This window comes from Teichococcus globiformis (assembly GCF_042646265.1).
Lineage (GTDB): Bacteria > Pseudomonadota > Alphaproteobacteria > Acetobacterales > Acetobacteraceae > Pseudoroseomonas > Pseudoroseomonas globiformis.
The window spans coordinates 1-16,846 of sequence record NZ_JBHRTN010000028.1 but is presented as its reverse complement, the minus strand read 5'-3'; the positions used below and the strand labels follow the sequence as shown (position 1 = coordinate 16,846).

At 63.5% G+C, this 16,846-nt stretch carries 15 protein-coding genes and 1 pseudogene; 8 read left to right on the top strand and 8 right to left on the bottom strand.

Going from position 1 to position 16,846, the window contains the following annotated elements; genetic code table 11:
- Window positions 1–354 precede the first annotated feature (354 nt).
- The 4 genes and pseudogenes from ACFOD4_RS20590 (at window position 355) to ACFOD4_RS20580 (ending at window position 1,682) form a co-directional block, all read left to right on the top strand.
- Complete coding sequence (locus ACFOD4_RS20590) at window positions 355–1,002, top strand: helix-turn-helix domain-containing protein (RefSeq protein WP_379599517.1); 648 nt, start codon at window positions 355–357, stop codon at window positions 1,000–1,002.
- 108 nt (window positions 1,003–1,110) lie between these two features.
- Window positions 1,111–1,236, top strand: a complete 126-nt coding sequence (locus tag ACFOD4_RS22125; RefSeq protein WP_456316916.1) for a hypothetical protein — start codon at window positions 1,111–1,113, stop codon at window positions 1,234–1,236.
- 12 nt (window positions 1,237–1,248) lie between these two features.
- Window positions 1,249–1,407 (top strand): annotated as a pseudogene (locus ACFOD4_RS22120) (type II toxin-antitoxin system RelE/ParE family toxin); the annotation flags it as partial.
- Window positions 1,404–1,682 (top strand): addiction module antidote protein, encoded by a 279-nt coding sequence (locus ACFOD4_RS20580; RefSeq protein WP_379599515.1) that lies wholly within the window; start codon window positions 1,404–1,406, stop codon window positions 1,680–1,682. The pseudogene ACFOD4_RS22120 and the gene ACFOD4_RS20580, both read left to right, overlap by 4 nt.
- Before the next feature lie 585 nt (window positions 1,683–2,267).
- Here ACFOD4_RS20580 and rsgA read toward each other — a convergent pair.
- The 3 genes from rsgA to ACFOD4_RS20565 all read right to left on the bottom strand — a co-directional run bounded on the left by rsgA (window position 2,268) and on the right by ACFOD4_RS20565 (window position 7,013).
- Window positions 2,268–3,335 carry a ribosome small subunit-dependent GTPase A gene (gene rsgA / locus ACFOD4_RS20575; RefSeq protein WP_379599514.1) on the bottom strand — a complete coding sequence of 356 codons (1,068 nt, stop codon included), beginning with the start codon at window positions 3,333–3,335 and terminating at the stop codon, window positions 2,268–2,270.
- A 229-nt stretch (window positions 3,336–3,564) separates the two neighbouring features.
- On the bottom strand, window positions 3,565–5,499 hold the full coding sequence (locus ACFOD4_RS20570; RefSeq protein ID WP_379599512.1) for a DEAD/DEAH box helicase: 1,935 nt from the start codon (window positions 5,497–5,499) through the stop codon (window positions 3,565–3,567).
- A gap of 410 nt (window positions 5,500–5,909) precedes the next feature.
- Entirely contained in the window at window positions 5,910–7,013 is a 1,104-nt protein-coding gene (locus tag ACFOD4_RS20565) for an aldo/keto reductase (RefSeq protein ID WP_379599510.1), read from the bottom strand.
- 98 nt (window positions 7,014–7,111) lie between these two features.
- Between ACFOD4_RS20565 and ACFOD4_RS20560 the strand changes: the two genes are divergently transcribed.
- Window positions 7,112–7,999 (top strand): LysR family transcriptional regulator, encoded by an 888-nt coding sequence (locus tag ACFOD4_RS20560; protein ID WP_379599509.1) that lies wholly within the window; start codon window positions 7,112–7,114, stop codon window positions 7,997–7,999.
- Window positions 8,000–8,434: 435 nt separating this feature from the next.
- Here ACFOD4_RS20560 and ACFOD4_RS20555 read toward each other — a convergent pair whose 3' ends face one another.
- Both ACFOD4_RS20555 and ACFOD4_RS20550 read right to left on the bottom strand, forming a co-directional pair.
- A complete protein-coding gene (locus ACFOD4_RS20555) occupies window positions 8,435–8,704 on the bottom strand; it encodes a BrnA antitoxin family protein (protein ID WP_379599507.1) in 270 nt (89 codons plus the stop codon).
- A complete protein-coding gene (locus tag ACFOD4_RS20550) occupies window positions 8,658–8,936 on the bottom strand; it encodes a BrnT family toxin (RefSeq protein ID WP_379599506.1) in 279 nt (92 codons plus the stop codon). Before ACFOD4_RS20550 ends, ACFOD4_RS20555 begins: the two co-directional genes overlap by 47 nt.
- Window positions 8,937–9,005: 69 nt before the next feature.
- Here ACFOD4_RS20550 and ACFOD4_RS20545 point away from each other — a divergent pair, with 69 nt between their 5' ends.
- On the top strand, window positions 9,006–10,121 hold the full coding sequence (locus tag ACFOD4_RS20545; RefSeq protein WP_379599504.1) for a DNA glycosylase AlkZ-like family protein: 1,116 nt from the start codon (window positions 9,006–9,008) through the stop codon (window positions 10,119–10,121).
- Between the two features lie 931 nt (window positions 10,122–11,052).
- Here the strand turns inward: ACFOD4_RS20545 and ACFOD4_RS20540 are convergent.
- On the bottom strand, window positions 11,053–11,436 hold the full coding sequence (locus tag ACFOD4_RS20540) for a hypothetical protein (protein ID WP_379599502.1): 384 nt from the start codon (window positions 11,434–11,436) through the stop codon (window positions 11,053–11,055).
- Window positions 11,433–12,095, bottom strand: a complete 663-nt coding sequence (locus ACFOD4_RS20535; protein WP_379599501.1) for an AAA family ATPase — start codon at window positions 12,093–12,095, stop codon at window positions 11,433–11,435. The genes ACFOD4_RS20540 and ACFOD4_RS20535 overlap by 4 nt, the downstream gene beginning before the upstream one ends.
- A gap of 542 nt (window positions 12,096–12,637) precedes the next feature.
- Here ACFOD4_RS20535 and ACFOD4_RS20530 point away from each other — a divergent pair.
- Together ACFOD4_RS20530 and ACFOD4_RS20525 are read left to right on the top strand one after the other, a co-directional pair.
- Window positions 12,638–13,585: a replication protein RepA gene (locus ACFOD4_RS20530; protein WP_379599499.1), complete on the top strand. Its 948-nt coding sequence runs from the start codon at window positions 12,638–12,640 to the stop codon at window positions 13,583–13,585.
- Between the two features lie 279 nt (window positions 13,586–13,864).
- Window positions 13,865–16,045 carry a TonB-dependent siderophore receptor gene (locus ACFOD4_RS20525; protein ID WP_379599498.1) on the top strand — a complete coding sequence of 727 codons (2,181 nt, stop codon included), beginning with the start codon at window positions 13,865–13,867 and terminating at the stop codon, window positions 16,043–16,045.
- Between the two features lie 306 nt (window positions 16,046–16,351).
- Here the strand turns inward: ACFOD4_RS20525 and ACFOD4_RS20520 are convergent.
- On the bottom strand, window positions 16,352–16,846 hold a 495-nt coding region (locus ACFOD4_RS20520), incomplete at its 5' end, for a transposase (protein WP_379599497.1).

Genomic DNA, 16,846 nt, shown 5'->3' with positions numbered 1-16,846 from the left:
GTTAGAGAATCGTCAACCATTGAAGAACAATGCCTTACTCCGCAACACGTCGACGTGTATGCGTGTCTACATGGGTGACTTTGCTTTATAGAGCAATCACTTAGTTGTCTCTATGGTGACACGACATTAGGGTTTCTCGGTCCACAGGAGATTTTCCACCTAAGAGAGTCCGTAAACGAAAAAAGCCCTCACGGCGCCAACCGTAAGAGCTTTCCCGTCACTGCCGAGGAGGCAAGATGCGAACCAAATCTGCAGTCGCATCCTGCCTCAGTGAGCCTCATCTCGCAAGCGCCAACTTGCGGGAACGCTAGAGGCTTGTCCGGTGGCTGACGGTCCTAGCCACAAGGACCGAACATGCGATCGATCACGCGCGCCGAGGCGCGAACGAATGAATTCGCCTTACTGCGGCTGGCGGCTGGGCCAACACGCCGCCATGAGAAGAGCCGTCACCTCCGCCACGCTGCCAGCGATGCGGCGGTGTATGGTGCGCTTGTCAGCCACAATCACTGGCCTAGTGGCCGGTGCTTTCCGGGCTATCGGGCTCTGGCGCGCTTGGCGGGTGTGGCGCTCGGCACCGTGTCCGCCGCGATCCACCGGCTGCGCGCCGGCGGCTTCATTAAACTCCGACGGATTCCAATTCGCGTGCCAGGCCATGGCCTGCGCTGGGCCCACTCCTACCGTCTGCTTGCGGAACCCAGCGCCGAGCGCGTGTCGGAGAGAACCGCGCGTTCAGCGTTTGGCTCGAAACCAGAATCCCTGAAGATTCTACCTAGAAGATATGCGCGGCCAGCGGCGCCAGTCCGGAGCGTACAAGAGCAATTGGCAATTCTGGCCGCCTATGGTGCGCAGGACAGGGCAAGGGAGGATCGGGGGGATGCCCGTCCCTCTGAGCCGATGCTTGCCGCAGGTATCCGCACCCAGGCATCCACCTCTGCGCTTCCTCGACACGCAGCTGTGCCAGGGCGAGAAGACGGTTCATCATTGAGGAGGGTTGGGCGGTAGTGTGACACCAGCTGGTAGCAAAGAGAGCAGCCTTTACTGTGCTGCCAGCCAAGGGCACTTGGACCATATCGCCTGCGCCGTACAGCTCATACGTCATAGGATACGGAAATGACTGAGATCCGCCAGACGGAGGAGTTCCGTGCGTGGGTGACGAGCCTGCGCGACGCTGTGGCCAGGGCGCGGATCGCCGTGCGGATCGAGCGCGTCGGCCGCAGCCTGATGGGCGACATCTAACCTGTTGGCAATGGGGTCTCCGAGCTGCGCATCGACCACGGCCCCGGTTACCAGGTCTACCTCACCCAACGGGCTCAGGTGCTGGTGATCCTGCTGTGCGGCGGCGACAAGAGCACCCAGGCCAAGGACATCATCCTGGCCAAAGCCCTTGCCGAGGACCTGGAGGATTGATCGCGGCAACCAAGACCTTCACGTTCGATGCGGCCGAGCTGCTGGACAGCCCCGAAGCCCAGGCCGCCTACCTGTCCGAGATCATGGCGGGCGGCGACCCGGCCGAGATTGCCCTGGCCATCGGCACGGTGGCGCGGGCACGCGGTATAACGGCAGTAGCACAGGAGGCCGGCATAGGGCGGGAAAGCCTCTACAAGGCGCTCAGCGGCGAGGGAAACCCAGAGTTCGGCACCATCATGAAAGTGCTGGAGCCCTGGGGCTGGGTCTCTCCATGAACCCGAAACACCCGGCCTAGGCACGTGGTCAAAGCAGAATAAGAACGAGCGGCAAAGCCAGAGCATGACATGTGGTAAAGGCCGGGTTACCGCTAATCGACTTGACCTCCGATCGGCTTCTGGCTGCTGCCAGATCACTAGCAGGTGCCGAATTAGCCGCTCCTCTGGGCTGCTCGGCCATGCCGGCGGCCTGGACACAAGGAGGCGTGCCGCGCTTCCCGGCTGACACCACCTCAAGGCGGAGGCGCTCCAACTGCCGCAGGGCATTGACGTTGGCCTGAGCTCTTGGACCAGGATTCCGCACGATGGCTCCGGCCGCCGTTTGGGGCAGCGGTGTTCAAGCCAAAAGGCCACTCGATTGGCTGCTGCGATATCCGGAGCAGGGAGCCTGTAACCTGTTGTAGCATCGTCGCTCCGCTCCCCATGTCTCAAAGCGGGGTGGACACCCTGCTGGAATGGGAGGGCTGTCTGGAAGGCCGGGCCAGCCGTGCGTAGCAGGCCTCCACCGGCTTCACGCCTCAGCGTCGAACTTGATGCGTCGTGCAATCTCTCGAGGCGTTCAGTTCGCGCAAGGCCGGCCTGACGTCACAGGTCCCGCAGCGCCTTCTTGTTGAACCGGTATGCTTTCTGCAGCGTGGCTTGGCGGCGGCGCTCTATCTCCTGCGCCATGCGGTCTCTCGTCACGCCCAATGCCGCCAGTTCCCCGGTCAGCTTCTGGAAATGCGCCCACCGGGCAGGGTCGAGCCGGCCCTCGTCCAGCGCGCCGCGCACCGCACAGCCCGGCTCGCTGCTGTGCCCGCAGTCGCGGAACCGGCAATGCTGCGCCAGGTGCTCGACGTCGTCGAAGGCCGTGTTAAGGCCTTCCTCCGCGTCGATCAGTCCCACCTCACGGATACCGGGCGTATCAAGGATGAGCCCGCCCCCTGGAAGTAGCACAAGTTGCCGATAGCTGGTGGTGTGACGTCCCCGAGCATCGGACGCGCGGATGGCCTGGGTTGCCATCCGCTCCTCTCCGAGCAAGGCGTTCACCAGGGTGGATTTGCCGACGCCTGATGAACCGATCAGAACGCAGGTCTTGCCTGGCGCAACGTGATCCATAAGGCTATCCAGGCCAACACCCTGGCGTACCGAGACAACGAGCACCGGGCAGCCTGCCGCCAGGGTAGCGATGCCGGCGGCCTGGCTCTCGGGCTGTTCGCACAAATCGGCCTTGGTCAGCACCACCACTGGCTTCGCGCCACTCTGCCAGGCCGCCGCCAGGAAGCGCTCAAGCCGACGCGGATTGAGCTCGGCATTCAACGAGGTGACGACAAAGACAACGTCGACGTTGGCGGCGATGACTTGCAGCGTCTGCACGCTGTCAGCCGCCCGGCGCACGAAGGCGGTGCGGCGAGGCAGGACGGCGTGGATCGTGGCTTTGCCATCGCCGGACTTGGCCGACAAAGCCACCCAGTCGCCGGCCGTTGGATGACCTGCCTCCCGGGCTTCGTGGCGGAGGCGGCCGGAGAGCCTGGCGTTCAGGCTGCCTCCGTCCGTCATCACCGAATGCATTTCTCGCTGCTGCACGATGATACGCCCAGGAAAGTAGCCCGCGCGCGCGTGTGGCTCGAAGGCCAGCCGCAACGCCTCGGACCAGCCATACTGTTCGATCAAGAGTGGTGCTCTCGTAAGGGAGGGGCAGCCTAGCACCGATCGGGAAACAAACCGAGCTTCTACGCCCGTCGTATTGTGTCACGAATGGGCCAAGGGTCCGCCGAGACCTGAAGCCGCAGGACTGCCGATGCGACTGGCTTTTGTATTTTCTGGTAAGCCACTTGGCCAGGATGCGGCGGTTCTTAGAGCGCTGAGCCTGTCGACGGCGTGAGGCATCGTTCCTCGATGTTCAGAAAGTCCCGCGCTTGCCGGCGGCTGCGGCCTGGCCGGACCCGCCTTCCGCAGGAGCCTGGGACTGTCCCTGGGGCGGCCGCCAATCGCGCCGTTTGCGTGCAGTCCAGGCATAACGCGGGTCATCCGCTACCAGATGCCCATGGTCGGAGATGCGGTTGCGCTCCAGCCAGCCGATGGTTGCCTCAAGCTCCATCAACATCATCTGCGAGCGCGCCCTGTTGCCCATGACTCGCTTCAGAATGGCGTTGTAGCGGTGGTACAGCCCCGGCCCCGTCAGGCGCGCCCGCGGAGCTTGCAGCATGGCCTCATCCTCCACCGCTTGCGATGCCACCATCGCTCCGATGCGGCCGCGCAACCGGCGCTCGGTAACAGAGGGAGCTTCGAACAGGTTATCCTGCCCCGGCTCCACCTCTGGCCGCTTCATGGCGAGGTCCGGTCCCGGCGCCAGAGTATGGAAGCTCAGGGTCAAGGCATTGGATTGCAGCGGGGTGATGCCCTCCCGTGGAGGCAACTGCTCGCGCAACCAAAGCGGTAAGACGCCACCAGCGCGGCGTAGGCGCGGCTGACGGGCCAGGGTCCCCTGCTCGGTTTCCATGCGCAGGCGGAAACGGCCGAACAGCGGGTCGTCCGGGTGGTACACCAGCGCCTGTTGTGTTTCGTACGAACCAGCAGCCGGATCGATCCGTGTGGCGCGGGCCACCATCTGCTCCAGCCACGGGCGGGAGCGGATATGCGTCAGCGCCGCCACCACCGTCACTTCCGGCGCATCTAGTCCCTCATAGGCCATGGCGACGGTGACAAGGATGGAGGGCTGCGACCGCAACCGGAATGCCGCGAGCAGATGCGGCGCGTCAGGGCTTTCGGAGGTGGCCAGGCCGACCGCCGCCTCTGCCTGTTCAGGAGGAACCCAACCACGCAGCACGGACAGGTAGTGCCGTGCCGTGGCCTGATCCGGCGCCACCACCAGCAGCTTGCCCAAGCCAGACGCATCCTCGTTCCGTGTCAGCCCGCGTTCGCGCCGGCGGCCGGATCGCAAGGCGCGCGTTGCCAGGAATGCTTCGCGCAGCAGCGTTTCGGCGAAGCCGGTGCGCAGCGCGGTGAACAAGGCTGGGCGAGTGGTTTCGTTCGGGTAGAAGCCTGACAGGCGATGGGGACCAACTTCATGGCCTTCCTGGATGCGCCAGCTGGCTTCACCATCCAGCGCGCCAAACGTCACCGGCAGTACGGCCCTTTCAGCAAGGGCCTGGGCGCGGCTGTAGCCGATCACGGCCCAGCCCGGTGCATCCAGATCCACCTCCCGCGTGCGCGCCTTGCTGCCTGCACGATAGGGCAGCCACAGAATGCCATGTCCATCAGCACGCTCCAGCGTGCCGGACAACAGCAACCGGACGGCGGAGCATTCGAGCAGCGGCAGCAAGGCACGCGACCAAGCACCGGCAAGATCCTCCTCCGTTTCCTCGGCCGGACCACGCGCCGCCACCGGATCAGTGTCGGGCAGGGCGGGCAGGTGGTGGATCTCATCCACCACCAGCAGGGTCGGATGGTGGCGGAACTCGGCCAGATGCAGGGCCGGCGCTGCCGCGATGCCCTGATAGGTCGTGACGTAGCCTTCCAACCCCCGACAGGGATCGGGCGCGTTCTCCGCCGCACGAACCGAAATGCCGTGATCCAGCGCTATCCGCCAAGTCGGGTCCGCGAAGGCTTCCTCCGCCTGCTGGCGCAAGCTGTCGCGCGGCACCACCCAGCAGACCCGATGGACTAGCCCTGCCTGCATCAAGCGGGCCGCCGCGATCACCGGCAACAGGGACTTGCCGCCTCCCGGTGTGACGGCGGCCAGGATGTCGCGCACCTCCGTGGCGCCGGAAGCAATGGCAGCCACAATTCCCGCCAACTGGCGCTGATGGGTCCGAAGCTGGCGCGGTGCGGCCACCGGTGGACAGATCCCTCCGAGCAAAGCTGGAACAGGAAGCGAACTGACTGTGAGTTCAGAGGAATACACTGTCCAGCGTAAAATCTTGCGGAACAGCGCTCCATCAACCAGAGACTGCGTCAGTCCACATAGATTATCGAACGCCATCCGCCTGGTTGGGCTGGTTCCGCGGCCTCACCATCCGGCAAAGATGCAGGCTCGACATCCACGACGCTCAGTCGCTCCCTCATCTGCTTCACCACACTTCAGGGACGGCTTGGAGTTTGTTAGCCGCCAAGTCCGGTGGCTGCGTCAGCCTTCTTTGGATTCGTGGCAAAGCAAGAATCCATGTCATGTAATCTAGTAAGCGGCCTAACCGCTTCCAGGGAACAAGATCGGAGAGCGGACACCGTCCGCTGCGATAAAGTTGCTCACCCGCGCACGTCGGCGCCACCGAACACGACCTGATTGCGTACCGCCGGCTGAAAAAGGCCGTAGAGGAACTTCTGATCGCCGCCGCTCGCCGCGTCCAGCGCTCCCAACTGTTCGGGCGGCAAGTCGAGGCCGAGCGCGGACACGTTGTCCGCCACCTGCTCAGCGCGGCTCACACCCATCAGCGTGGACGCGACGCCCGGTCGCCCCACCACCCATGCCAGCGCGACGCGGGCCGGGCGCTCGCCCATCGCCTCCGCGACGCGCTTCAGCGCCTCGACGATGGCCCAGTTGCGGTCCGTGAACAGCGTGTCGCCAAACGGGTTGTTGCCATCTAGCCGCTTGTCCCCCTCCGGGCGCCGCCGGTCGCCTGCTTCTGCCTGGTTCGGCACGCCGCCCCTGCGCGGCGCGGCGGCTTCCACGGCAGCGCGGTCGTACTTGCCGGTCAGCAGGCCGTAGGCTAGCGGGCTCCACGGCACCAGTCCCATGCCGAAGGCGCGGGCCAGCTGGACGTGCTCGCTCTCCACCCCGCGCTCGACCAGCGAGTAGAAGTACTGCAGCCCGATGGGCGACGGCAGTCCACGAACCCATGCCAGCGTGGCCAGCTGCGCCGCGTACCAGGCCGGTGCGTTCGAGATGCCCCAATAGCGGATCTTTCCCGCCTGGATCAGCGCCGCCATCGTCTGGAGCAGTTCTTCTGCCGGCGTGACGCCGTCCCAGATGTGGATCCAGTAGAGGTCGATGAAGTCGGTGCCCAGCCGCCGCAATGAGCGCTCAACCGCCGCATGGAGGTGCCGTGCGCCGTTGCCGCCCTGGTGGAACCCCTGGCCCGTGGCGAAGCCCGACTTGGTGGCGATCACCATCCGGTCGCGCGCGCCGTGCTCGGCGACGAACCTGCCAACCATCTCTTCGGAGCGGCCGCTCGAGTAGACGTCCGCTGTATCGACGAAGTTGCCGCCCAGCTCGACGTAGCGTTCGAAGATGGCCCGACTGCCAGCCTCGTCGGCGCCCCAGCGTGTCGTGCCGAAGGTCATCGTGCCCAGGGCGAGCGGGCTGACCAACAGGCCCGAACGGCCGAGCGGGTGGTAGGTTTGAAGGTTCATACGGTGCTCCTGTCTGGCTGCGCCGGCCCATGATGGACTGCAGCCACAGGGTCGATTAGTGCCTCAGGGGCACACGGGCTGCTGAAGGATTTTCAGGAATGGACCGCGAGCTCTGGTCGGGCCTAGCCGTATTCGCCGAGATTGTGGAGGCGGGCAGCTTCGCCAAGGCAGCGACGCGGCTGGGGCTGTCGGCCTCGGCGCTCAGCCACGCCATGCGGGCACTGGAGGGCAGGCTGGGCATCCGCCTGCTGGACCGCACCACCCGCTCGCTCTCGCCCACCGGCGCGGGCGAGCAGCTCCTGCTGCGGCTGCACCCCGCCATGTCTTCGGTGGAGGAGGTGCTGGCCGAGCTGGACGTGGCGCGCGACCGCCCAGTGGGGCGGGTCCGCGTCAACGCGCACCGGCCGGCTGCCGTCCACCTCGTCCTGCCCCGGATGGCCACTCTCGCGCAGCGCTGTCCGGAGGTGGCGGTGGAACTGGTCGTCAATGACGGGCTGATCGACATCGTCGCCGAGCGATTCGACTGCGGCGTGCGGCACGAGGGCGGTCTGCAGGGCGACATGATCTCCGTCCGGATCAGCGAGCCGATGGAACTCGTCTTCGCGGCTGCGCCCGCCTACCTAGAGGCGCACGGTGCGCCGGCGACGCCCAACGACCTCGGCGCGCACCGTTGCATCAGCTATCGCCACACCTCGTCCGGGGCGCTCCACCGCTGGGAGTTCGTGCACGACGGCGAGATGTTCGCGCGCGCGGTGCCCGAGACCTTCGTCACCAACGACGTCGACCTGATGCGGGACGCCGCGCTAGCTGGGCTCGGCGTCGTGTGCCTGCTGCGCCTTCAGGCCGCCCCTTACCTGGCCTGCGGGTCACTGACGGAGGTGTTGCCGGGATGGGCCCCGGTGCTGGCGGCCAACCACCTGTACTACCCGAGCCGTCGCCAGCCGAGCGCCGCCTTCCGCGCCTTCCTGGAGGTGATGCGGGCTTGAGAAGGAAGTCCTGGCGATCCTGATGGTAGCCGCTGTGGTCCGCCAAAGCTGGTGCGCCCCAGCCGCTTGCGAAACGGCGGCGTATGCATCCAGTGACCGGACTGAGTGCTTAGCCGTCGATCCAGGCTCGTTGTAGGCAACACGGGCGTGCACTGGATCGCTTCGGACCGACATTGAGGCACTCCTTCGAAGCTACATGGGATCCCGGGTTTATCGCATCAGACCGAGCGTCTGAAATGCTGGCGGCTGGTGGCGATCCAATTAGGGTCTGTCCTCGCTTAGGGCCTCGCTGACGCCGCCGCAGTGAGATCCTTGTACCAGGCGCCGGTAAACATCCGGTAATCCCCCCTTACCGGATCGCTTGACCTTGGCGACAAGCGGCGCCATCGGCAGGTTTTCTAATTGCCGCTGCGGCTGATCAGATGCCAGCCGGGCTCATCCAGCCTTCCGTTTGGGAGCAGCCTTCCTCAAGGCTGCATTCACCTTGCTCTGCCACCCTGGGCCAGTCTCCCGGAAGGCCTGCAGCACATCCTGGTCAATGCGCAGGCTGACCAGTTGCTTGGTGACGGCCAGCTTTGGTCGTCCGCGACGTATCACCTTATCGCCCTCGCGGATCTCCGCGCGCGCCATCCAATCGGCGTTCAACTCCGGAGCGTCGTCAGGATCCGTCCAGTTCGATGCGCCAACGACGGACTTCTTTTTCATGGGCATACCTCATGGAAATAATGCGACGAGCCGCGCCGCGCGGGGTCCAGACGATGACGACCAGGCGACTTCCCAGCAGGCCGGCGCTGATGAACCGTGGCTCGCCATAATCCTTACGGTCATCCGGCAAAGTGGCATGCCGCCCCGCAAATACCTCCCTGGCGTCAGCGAAATCCAACCCTCGCTCTCGCAGGGTCAGGTCCCGCTTGTCGCTGTTGAAGGTGATCCTCATCAGAATTTATCGTAGCTACATTTATTGGCTATTGCAATCTGGAGTCAGGCTGCCACCCTGCCCGCCCCCATGACGAACCGCCCTCTCACCCTGGTCCAGCTGCGCCCCCAGGCGCGCGCTTCCACCCTGGGACCGCCCTCAACACTTGCCGGAGCCCTGCAACGCATGGGCTTTGTGCAGCCCGATCCGATCCGCGCCCCGGCCCGGGCGCAGGACCTGATCCTGCGGCACCGGGTGCGCGGCTACCGGGCTGGTGACCTTGACCGAGCCTTTCAGCGCCTCGAGCTGGAAGAGGACTTCCTCTACGCTCATGGCTTCATGCCGGTCGAGACCCGTCATCTGCTGCACCTTCGCGCCGATCCGGCCGATGAAGCCTGGCTGCATCGGCCGGACACTTTGGCCGCCGCGGTGCTGGAGTTCGTGCGGGCCACCGGTCCGACCCATCCCCGGGACCTGGAGACGCGTTTCGGCCGGGATCGTGCCATCAATGGCTGGGGCGGCTTTTCAAAGGCGACCACACGGGCGCTGGAAAGCCTGCCCCACTACGGCCTTCTCAGGATTGCCAGGCGCCAGGATGGCATCCGCATCTATGCGGCAGCACCGGAACCCCTTCCCCTTCTCGAAGGGGCGGAGCGTGCGCGGCAGGCGGTGCTGCTGGTCGCACGGATCCTGGCGCCGATCTCCCCGCCGAGCCTGGGTGCTGTGCTGGCTTTGATGGCCAGGCGTAATCCTGGACTGGGCCCATTGGCACCCGTGGTCCGCGACCTGCTCAAAGTCGGCGCGCTGAAGCAGGACGTCGTGGAAGGCGATCGGTACCTCTGGCCAGGCGGGACGGCCGAAGGGTGTCACCAAGCGGTTCCGCGCGACGTCCGCATCCTCGCCCCCTTTGACCCGCTGGTCTGGGACCGCCGCCGCTTTGAGCATCTCTGGGGCTGGGCCTACCGCTTCGAGGCCTATACGCCGCCGGCGAAGCGGCAGTTCGGCTACTACGCCATGCCGCTGCTCTGGGGCGATGCGGTGATCGGCTGGGCCAATCTCGCGCAGGTCGAGGGTCAGCTGCAGGTGGCTTTGGGCTTTGCGGGATCTGCTCCGCGCAGCCAAGCGTTTCAGCGGGCCCTGGACGCCGAACTGACACGTTTCCGACGGTTCTTTGCATGCCCTGACAAGCAACCTCTGCCGTCGTGAGGATCATATGGCGAGTGCATGCGTCGGGCTGAAAAGCTCGATGTTTCTCGGCTCCTGCTGCTGCGCGGAGAGAATGAAGGGATGGGATGCTGAGAAACCGGCGCCTGGGACGAGCGGCCTCTCAAAGAGGCTGACATCCCGCTCCACCCTCCTCCGCCCTTTCCTGCGCGATATAGGCGGCCAGGACTGCCAGTTGCTCCTGCACGCTTCGGCTGGAGCTGCTGGTCCCGCATATTTCCCAGTTAGAATCTTCAGGGATTCTGGTTTTAGGTCAAACGCCGAACGCGCGGTCCGCTCCGGCTCACGCCCGGCTCCGGGCTCCGGCACCAGACGGTAGGAGTGGGCCCAGCGCAGGCCGTGCCCCGGCACGCGGATCGGGATTTGGCGGAGCTTGATGAAGCCGCCGGCGCGCAGCTGGCGGATCATGGCGGACACTGTGTCGAACGGCACGCCTGCCAGATGGGCCGGGCGGGCCAAAGCGCGATACCTAAGAAGCGTTGGCCGCTGGGCCAGTAATTGTGGCTGACGAGCGCTCCATACACTGCCGCATCAGCGGTGGTGTGGCATGGGCAACGGCTCACCTCATGACGGCGTGTTGGCCTGGTCAGCCTGTGATGGGCGAGATTAGCGGCGTGGCGCGAATGGCGCCATCGGGATGGCTCCCGTGGTTCAGGCTCCAGCTGATGGCTACACCCTGGTGGAGGCCACATTGGGACTCATACACCGCCATCATGCGTGGTTCCGGCTATGACACTCTGCACGATTTACCACCATCGCGGTCCCCGCCACCTTGTCGTCCGTGCTCGTAGTGCCGCAGGCCGGCCGGGACCAAGACCTTAAGAGGGAGCTGACCTAGGCTATGAAGCATTATTGCTCCGATGCCAAAAGGCGTAAAAGCATCTTGTACAAGATGCGACAAGGCGACGCTGCCTCACCGCCTTGAGCGGCGGCGGTCCTTAACCAAGTCGGCATCGTCCAACCGGAAGCCTGCAGAGCCTAGCGCCTTGAGGATCAGGTAAGTCTTAGTTACTCCCTGCTCTGCCGCTCGAATCGCTAATTCCTTATCTAGGTAATCCGGGCAATCAAAGCGCACGCTGGTGAGCGGTGCCATTGCCGGAAGTGGCGGAACGCTTGTCCGAGATGCCGAGCGATCAGGCCCGGCGGTGATCTGAGTGCTAGAGCCATATCGCTCGCCGATAGAACGAGAGTTTGCATCAATAGCCTCATCAGGTAGCTCGGGACGCGGCTTCAGGTTCAACTCCACCTTCTTGCCCGCCTGGCGGATCTCATCAGTAATCGAAGGAAACTTGGTCATGCAGCCTCCGCCAGCTGGGCGATACGTTGGAGCAGCTCGGACGTAACGGCCGCCACGTTGGCCGACGCGGCGCTATTGGGATCCACCTGTCGTGGAACCTTTCCAGTGATATGGATCTCGCGGAACGCTGCACGCTCCATCAGCGAGGTCTTCAAGATAGGCAGCGTCTCGTCCGCTTCCACCGATTGGCGGACATGCCGGGCGCCGCGGCTCTCGAAGCCTGGCAAAATACGCGTCCATACGATGGCGCGCGCGATGGGTGTACGAGACAACTCCTGCGCGTCGTCAATTTGGGCAATGGTCTTCATAGCCGCTTTCACATCCGGCAAGGCAGCTTGTGCCGGTACCAGGACGAAATGGCTGCGGTGCATGGCCTTTAACGCCAGCGTCGATGAGCCGCCAGGCAAGTCGACGATGACGACTTCGCTTTCCGCCTCAGCCTTTCTAAGCTCGGCCAGAATATTGTCTTCACGCACTTCACCGACCACCGTCAAACCGGGGATGTCGGCCTTACGCCCGAACGCGGCAGCCTGCTGGTTGATGTCGGTATCAAGAACAGTCACGCGGTAGCCGCCAAGAGCTAGTTCTGATGCGATCAGGATGGCCGTGGTGGTTTTGCCTGGCCCTCCTTTATCACTAGCGACTGAGATCGTTACCATTAGTGCCTTCCTTCATGAAAGCAATATAGCCACAAGGCATAAAGGCGATCAAGAATCAAAGTTTTAAAGAAATAAGGCAATATGTACAAGATGCCTTGATTTAAATCCGGAATTTGTTGGGAAATCTGCAGAGCTAGACCGGCTCTTTAAATCTTTGAGTAAAAATTTCTTCAACGCTAAAAGGCTAAAAGGCTAAAAGGCTAAAGGGCTAAAGGGCTAAAAGGCTAAAAGGCTAAAAGGCTAAAAGGCTAACTTGATGATGCTTGTGGTCGGTGCAATCAGGATGAGCAGGCTAGCCTTACTGCGCGCCCGATTCGGTAGCCCCACTTATCTCCATCGACCAGAATGTCCCGAGGGGATTTGCGATGGCGCCGTGGGAGTTTGCGAGAAAACCGCGCTTATCCCGTGGGGTTTTGAGAGGACTCCAATTAGTAAGCAATTAATTCTAACTATAGGATTGATCGCAAAATCCCACGCTTGCGGCAGCTAACCTAAACCATCACGTTCCAGATCGATGGAACGGTGAGATCCGGAGCGACACCATGACCGATGCAGCGAAGGGGGTAAGGCAACTCGTCCTCCTGCATGGCCGTGATCAAGCTCATACGCTGGTGGACCCAGATCATCGGCCGCTGGTTAAGATCGCGAGCGAAGTACTCGGCGATGAAAGTGGGCAAAAAGGCTACAGCTATTCCGGCCTGTGCCTGACATCGTTGCCGCACAGAAAACCTCGTGACGATGAAGCGTGGATCCGCACCGTCGGACCGTTAACGCTGATCATCGAACCTGGCCGAATCATGATGGGAGACGGTCAGCCTAAGCTTATGGGCGTGCCCTTCGGGGCACGAGCCCGCCTGATTCTGATCTACCTGCAAACTCAGGCCGTACTCACCAATAGCCGCGAGGTAAGCCTGGGCCGGTCTATGCGGGAGTGGATGAAGCGGCTCGGCCTGTCAGTTGGTGGGGAAACGGCGTCTACACTGCGTGAACAGGCTCGGCGTATCGCGACCTGTAGCATGCGCTTCTCATGGCATACCGAGCCTAACAAACCGGGCCGGCCTACGATGATGTCTAATGAACGCATCATCAAGTCCGGCCTGTTTTTTCAAGAAGCCGCAGAGGACGAGCGGCAAGGCAGTCTTTTCGAGGACCGCGTTCTGCTGGACGCTGACTTCTTTGACCAGTTACGCCGCCATCCCGTGCCCTTGCAAGACGCGGCAATCCGCCAGCTGAAAGACAGTGCGGCAGCTCTCGACATCTATGTCTGGCTGGCCTACCGGCTGCACCACCTCGACAGACGCACCCCGATCGGCTGGAAGGACCTGCACCAACAGTTTGGGGGCAGTTACAAGAACCTGTTTCAGTTCAAGCCACGGTTCCTCGCTTCATTGGCGGAGGCGGTCGCCGCCTATCCAGAAGCTCGCGTAGATGTCGAAGACACGCACATCGTGCTGCATCCAAGCCCCCCTCCGATCAGCAAGCTCGCCTGATGTTCTTCAGGTGTGGGGTTTTGCGATAAGCGCAAAGGCTCTGTTCTGGCACCTTGTCTCCGAGGTCGGCAGTTTTCCAAAGACAAAACGGCATCGCAAAGCCCCACACCATTGCCGTGCTTCTGAACAACTTGAAGCGTCTGAATTCACCGGAGGTCCTTCGTCGGTCTGAGTTAAACAAGAGGTGCTGCACTCAGTGCCTCCAAAAGCAAACGATCGGGTTAGATGATGCAACTCATTCTTGTTATCATTCGCCTTGATCGATGTTGGTGGAGTGGCATGAAGCAGGTGACGAACAACAGGCGGGCGATCTGCGCCATCGCTCGTGGCATCGCAGGGCTCGCGGCATTCTGCCTCTTCGCCGCTCCGGCAGCGGCCCAGGAGAGTGGCGCCGCATCAGCGATTACTCTTCCGACCGTCGATGTTGAGGCTGCCCGGCCGACCCCCCGCGACCCCACTTTAGGCTTTGTCGCCACCGAAAGCGCCGCTGGCACCAAAACGGACACGCCGCTGCTGGAAACACCGCAAGCCATTTCTACCATCACCCGCGACCGGATCGAGGCCCAGGCGCCTGTCGATAGCGCAGCAGCGTTGCGTTACAGCGCCGGTGTGCTGCCGGAGCCCTTCGGTAATGACATCCGATATGGCTGGCCGCGGGTGAGGGGCTTCAACCTGCAGAACAGTCAGTTCCTGGATGGGCTGCGCCTGCCCAGCGGCACCTATGCCACGCCCCAGGTCGAACTCTGGGGCGTGGAGCGGATGGAGATCCTGCGCGGCCCCTCCTCAGTGCTCTACGGGCAGATTCCGCCGGGTGGGCTACTCTCCTACACCAGTCGCCGACCCGGAGCAGTGCCGTCCGGCGAGGTGAACCTGCAGGCGGGTAGCTACGACCGCAAGCAGGCGGCTTTGGATGTCACCGGGCCGGTGCCGGGCACGGACAGCACCTGGCTCTACCGCCTGACTGCCCTGGCGCGCGACGCCGGCACCCAGGTGAAGGAGGTCGGCGACAACCGCCTCTTCATCGCTCCCGCGCTAACCTGGAAGCCCGATGCGCTCACCAGCCTCACGCTGCTCGGCTCCTGGCAGCAGGACAATTCCGGGGTGATCCAGTTCCTGCCCTCCCAAGGCACGCTGCGGCCAAACCGCTTCGGCTCGATTCCGGTAGATTTCTTTAGCGGTGAGCGTGACGCCAACAACTTCGACCGGACCCAATGGAACGCCGGCTACCAGTTCGAGCACCGTTTCGATGAAGCCTGGGTAGTGCGGCAAAATCTGCGTTATTCGCGGGTTGATTTTGACATGGGCGTTGTGCGCGGATTCGGGGTGGGCGCGGACGGGCGCACCCTGACCCGTGCCAACATTGATATCCGCGACCATGCGGACGCGTTCACCGTCGACAACCAGGCCGAAGCGCGCTTCACCACAGGCGCTGTGAGACACACCTTTCTGGCTGGTCTCGATTACCGGCGCGGCACCAGCGACTATGGGCTGGGGCGGGTCAACGCTCCAGGGCTGGACCTGTTCAATCCGGTTTATGGGCGCCCCTTCGCCCCGGTTACCGCGTTCAACGTCAGCAACACACTGACGGTGCAAGACCAGCTCGGCCTGTACCTGCAAGATCAGCTCCGCTATGGCGGCTGGCGGCTGACACTGAGCGGGCGGCATGACTGGGCCGAAACCGACACGCGCAACCGCAACACCGGTCTGCGACCCAAGCAGGAGGACAGCGCCTTTTCAGGCCGAGTCGGGCTGAGCTATATTTTCGACAACGGCATCGCTCCCTACGCCGCTTGGTCGCAATCCTTTCAGCCGCAGGTGGGCACAACCGCCTCCGGTGCTCCCTTCGACCCTTCGCGTGGCGAGCAGTTCGAGGTTGGCGTGAAGGTCCAGCCGCCTGGGCGGAATAGCTTCGTCACCCTCGCGGCCTACCATCTGCGCCAAGAGAACGTGCCGACCACTGATCCCGCCAACACGCTGTTCCAAGTGCAGACGGGGGAGGTAAAGGTGCGCGGCATTGAGATCGAGGCCACGGCCGAAATCACGGAGCAGCTGAGCCTAATCGCCGCCTATGGCTACGCCGATTCTAAGGTGACGCGCACCACGGTCGCCGCCCAACGCGGCCAGCGCCTGCCGCAAACGCCGGAGCACCAGGCGGCGCTGTGGTTGGATCATGGTTGGAAGAGCGGATTGTTGAAGGGTCTTAGCCTGGGCGCCGGTGTCCGCTATCTAGGCGGCGCCTATGGCGACACGGCGGGCGCCTTTGCGGTGCCGGCCACCACCCTGTTCGATGCCGCGCTGCGCTACGATCTTGGCGCACTGATACAGAACCTGCAGGGCTTCCGACTGGCGGTGAACGCCTCCAACATTGGCGACGAGGTGGACCCCACCTGCATCTCGGCCGGTGAATGCTACTGGGGCGCGAGGCGACTGGTGCTGGGCACGCTCAGCTACCGCTGGTGAGCGGCAGCCTCTCGGCCGCCCTGCAGCACCCGCAGCTGGGCCTATGGAAGGATGCTACTGGCCTTTCCGGCCTGATGGCTGGTTCGGTACGACGCCGTGTCCTAAGGTCAGGAGGGTGCCGCAGGCACGACCATGTTCAGCTCCGAGCAGTGGAAGTGCAGAGAGGCGCTTAGGCCCAGCCATTGGGGAGCGACGTTAGTGGATAGAACCGAATTGTCGGATGTGGGATTGGAGTTGTTGATCGCTACTTGAAGAGCTCCAAGCCCGCTGCGCATAGGAAGCGTTGTAGAGGGCTACTAGAGGCTGTTATGGACCTGGGGCGAGTAGAGCGGCCTGTTTGAGCATGAGGCAGACGAAGGCGACGAGGTGGAGATCGGCAAGGGTGCTGGCGTAGCGCTCATAGTCCTTCACCAAGCGCCGAAAACGTGTTGCCCAGGCGAAGGACCGCTCAACTACCCAGCGCCTTGGCAGCAGCACGAAGCCTCGCTTTGCCTCGGACAGCTTGACCACTTCCAGTTCAATGCCGTGCGTCTTGGCGGCGTCGGCCGCCCTTGTTCCGGTGTAGCCCTGGTCGACATAGGCCAGTTCGACGTTCTGCTCGGTGGAAGCCTGCACCGCCTGGGCCAAGCGCCCGACTTCGGCGCGGTCGTCCGCACCGGCGGACGTCACGTGCAAGGCCAGAAGATGGCCCAGCGTGTCGACCGCCAAGTGCAGCTTGGCACCCTGCTTCCGCTTGGCGCCGTCATACCCCGCCCGCGCGCCGCTCTCGGGCGTGGAGCGGAGTGTCCTGCTGTCCAGGAT

Coding starts and splice junctions, on each gene's coding strand:
- ACFOD4_RS20590 (WP_379599517.1), top strand. CDS start 355: ATGCGATCGATCACGCGCGCCGAGGCGCGAACGAATGAATTCGCCTTA.
- ACFOD4_RS22125 (WP_456316916.1), top strand. CDS start 1,111: ATGACTGAGATCCGCCAGACGGAGGAGTTCCGTGCGTGGGTGACGAGC.
- ACFOD4_RS20565 (WP_379599510.1), bottom strand. CDS start 7,013: ATGAACCTTCAAACCTACCACCCGCTCGGCCGTTCGGGCCTGTTGGTC.
- ACFOD4_RS20560 (WP_379599509.1), top strand. CDS start 7,112: ATGGACCGCGAGCTCTGGTCGGGCCTAGCCGTATTCGCCGAGATTGTG.
- ACFOD4_RS20555 (WP_379599507.1), bottom strand. CDS start 8,704: ATGAAAAAGAAGTCCGTCGTTGGCGCATCGAACTGGACGGATCCTGAC.
- ACFOD4_RS20550 (WP_379599506.1), bottom strand. CDS start 8,936: ATGAGGATCACCTTCAACAGCGACAAGCGGGACCTGACCCTGCGAGAG.
- ACFOD4_RS20545 (WP_379599504.1), top strand. CDS start 9,006: ATGACGAACCGCCCTCTCACCCTGGTCCAGCTGCGCCCCCAGGCGCGC.
- ACFOD4_RS20540 (WP_379599502.1), bottom strand. CDS start 11,436: ATGACCAAGTTTCCTTCGATTACTGATGAGATCCGCCAGGCGGGCAAG.
- ACFOD4_RS20535 (WP_379599501.1), bottom strand. CDS start 12,095: ATGGTAACGATCTCAGTCGCTAGTGATAAAGGAGGGCCAGGCAAAACC.
- ACFOD4_RS20530 (WP_379599499.1), top strand. CDS start 12,638: ATGACCGATGCAGCGAAGGGGGTAAGGCAACTCGTCCTCCTGCATGGC.
- ACFOD4_RS20525 (WP_379599498.1), top strand. CDS start 13,865: ATGAAGCAGGTGACGAACAACAGGCGGGCGATCTGCGCCATCGCTCGT.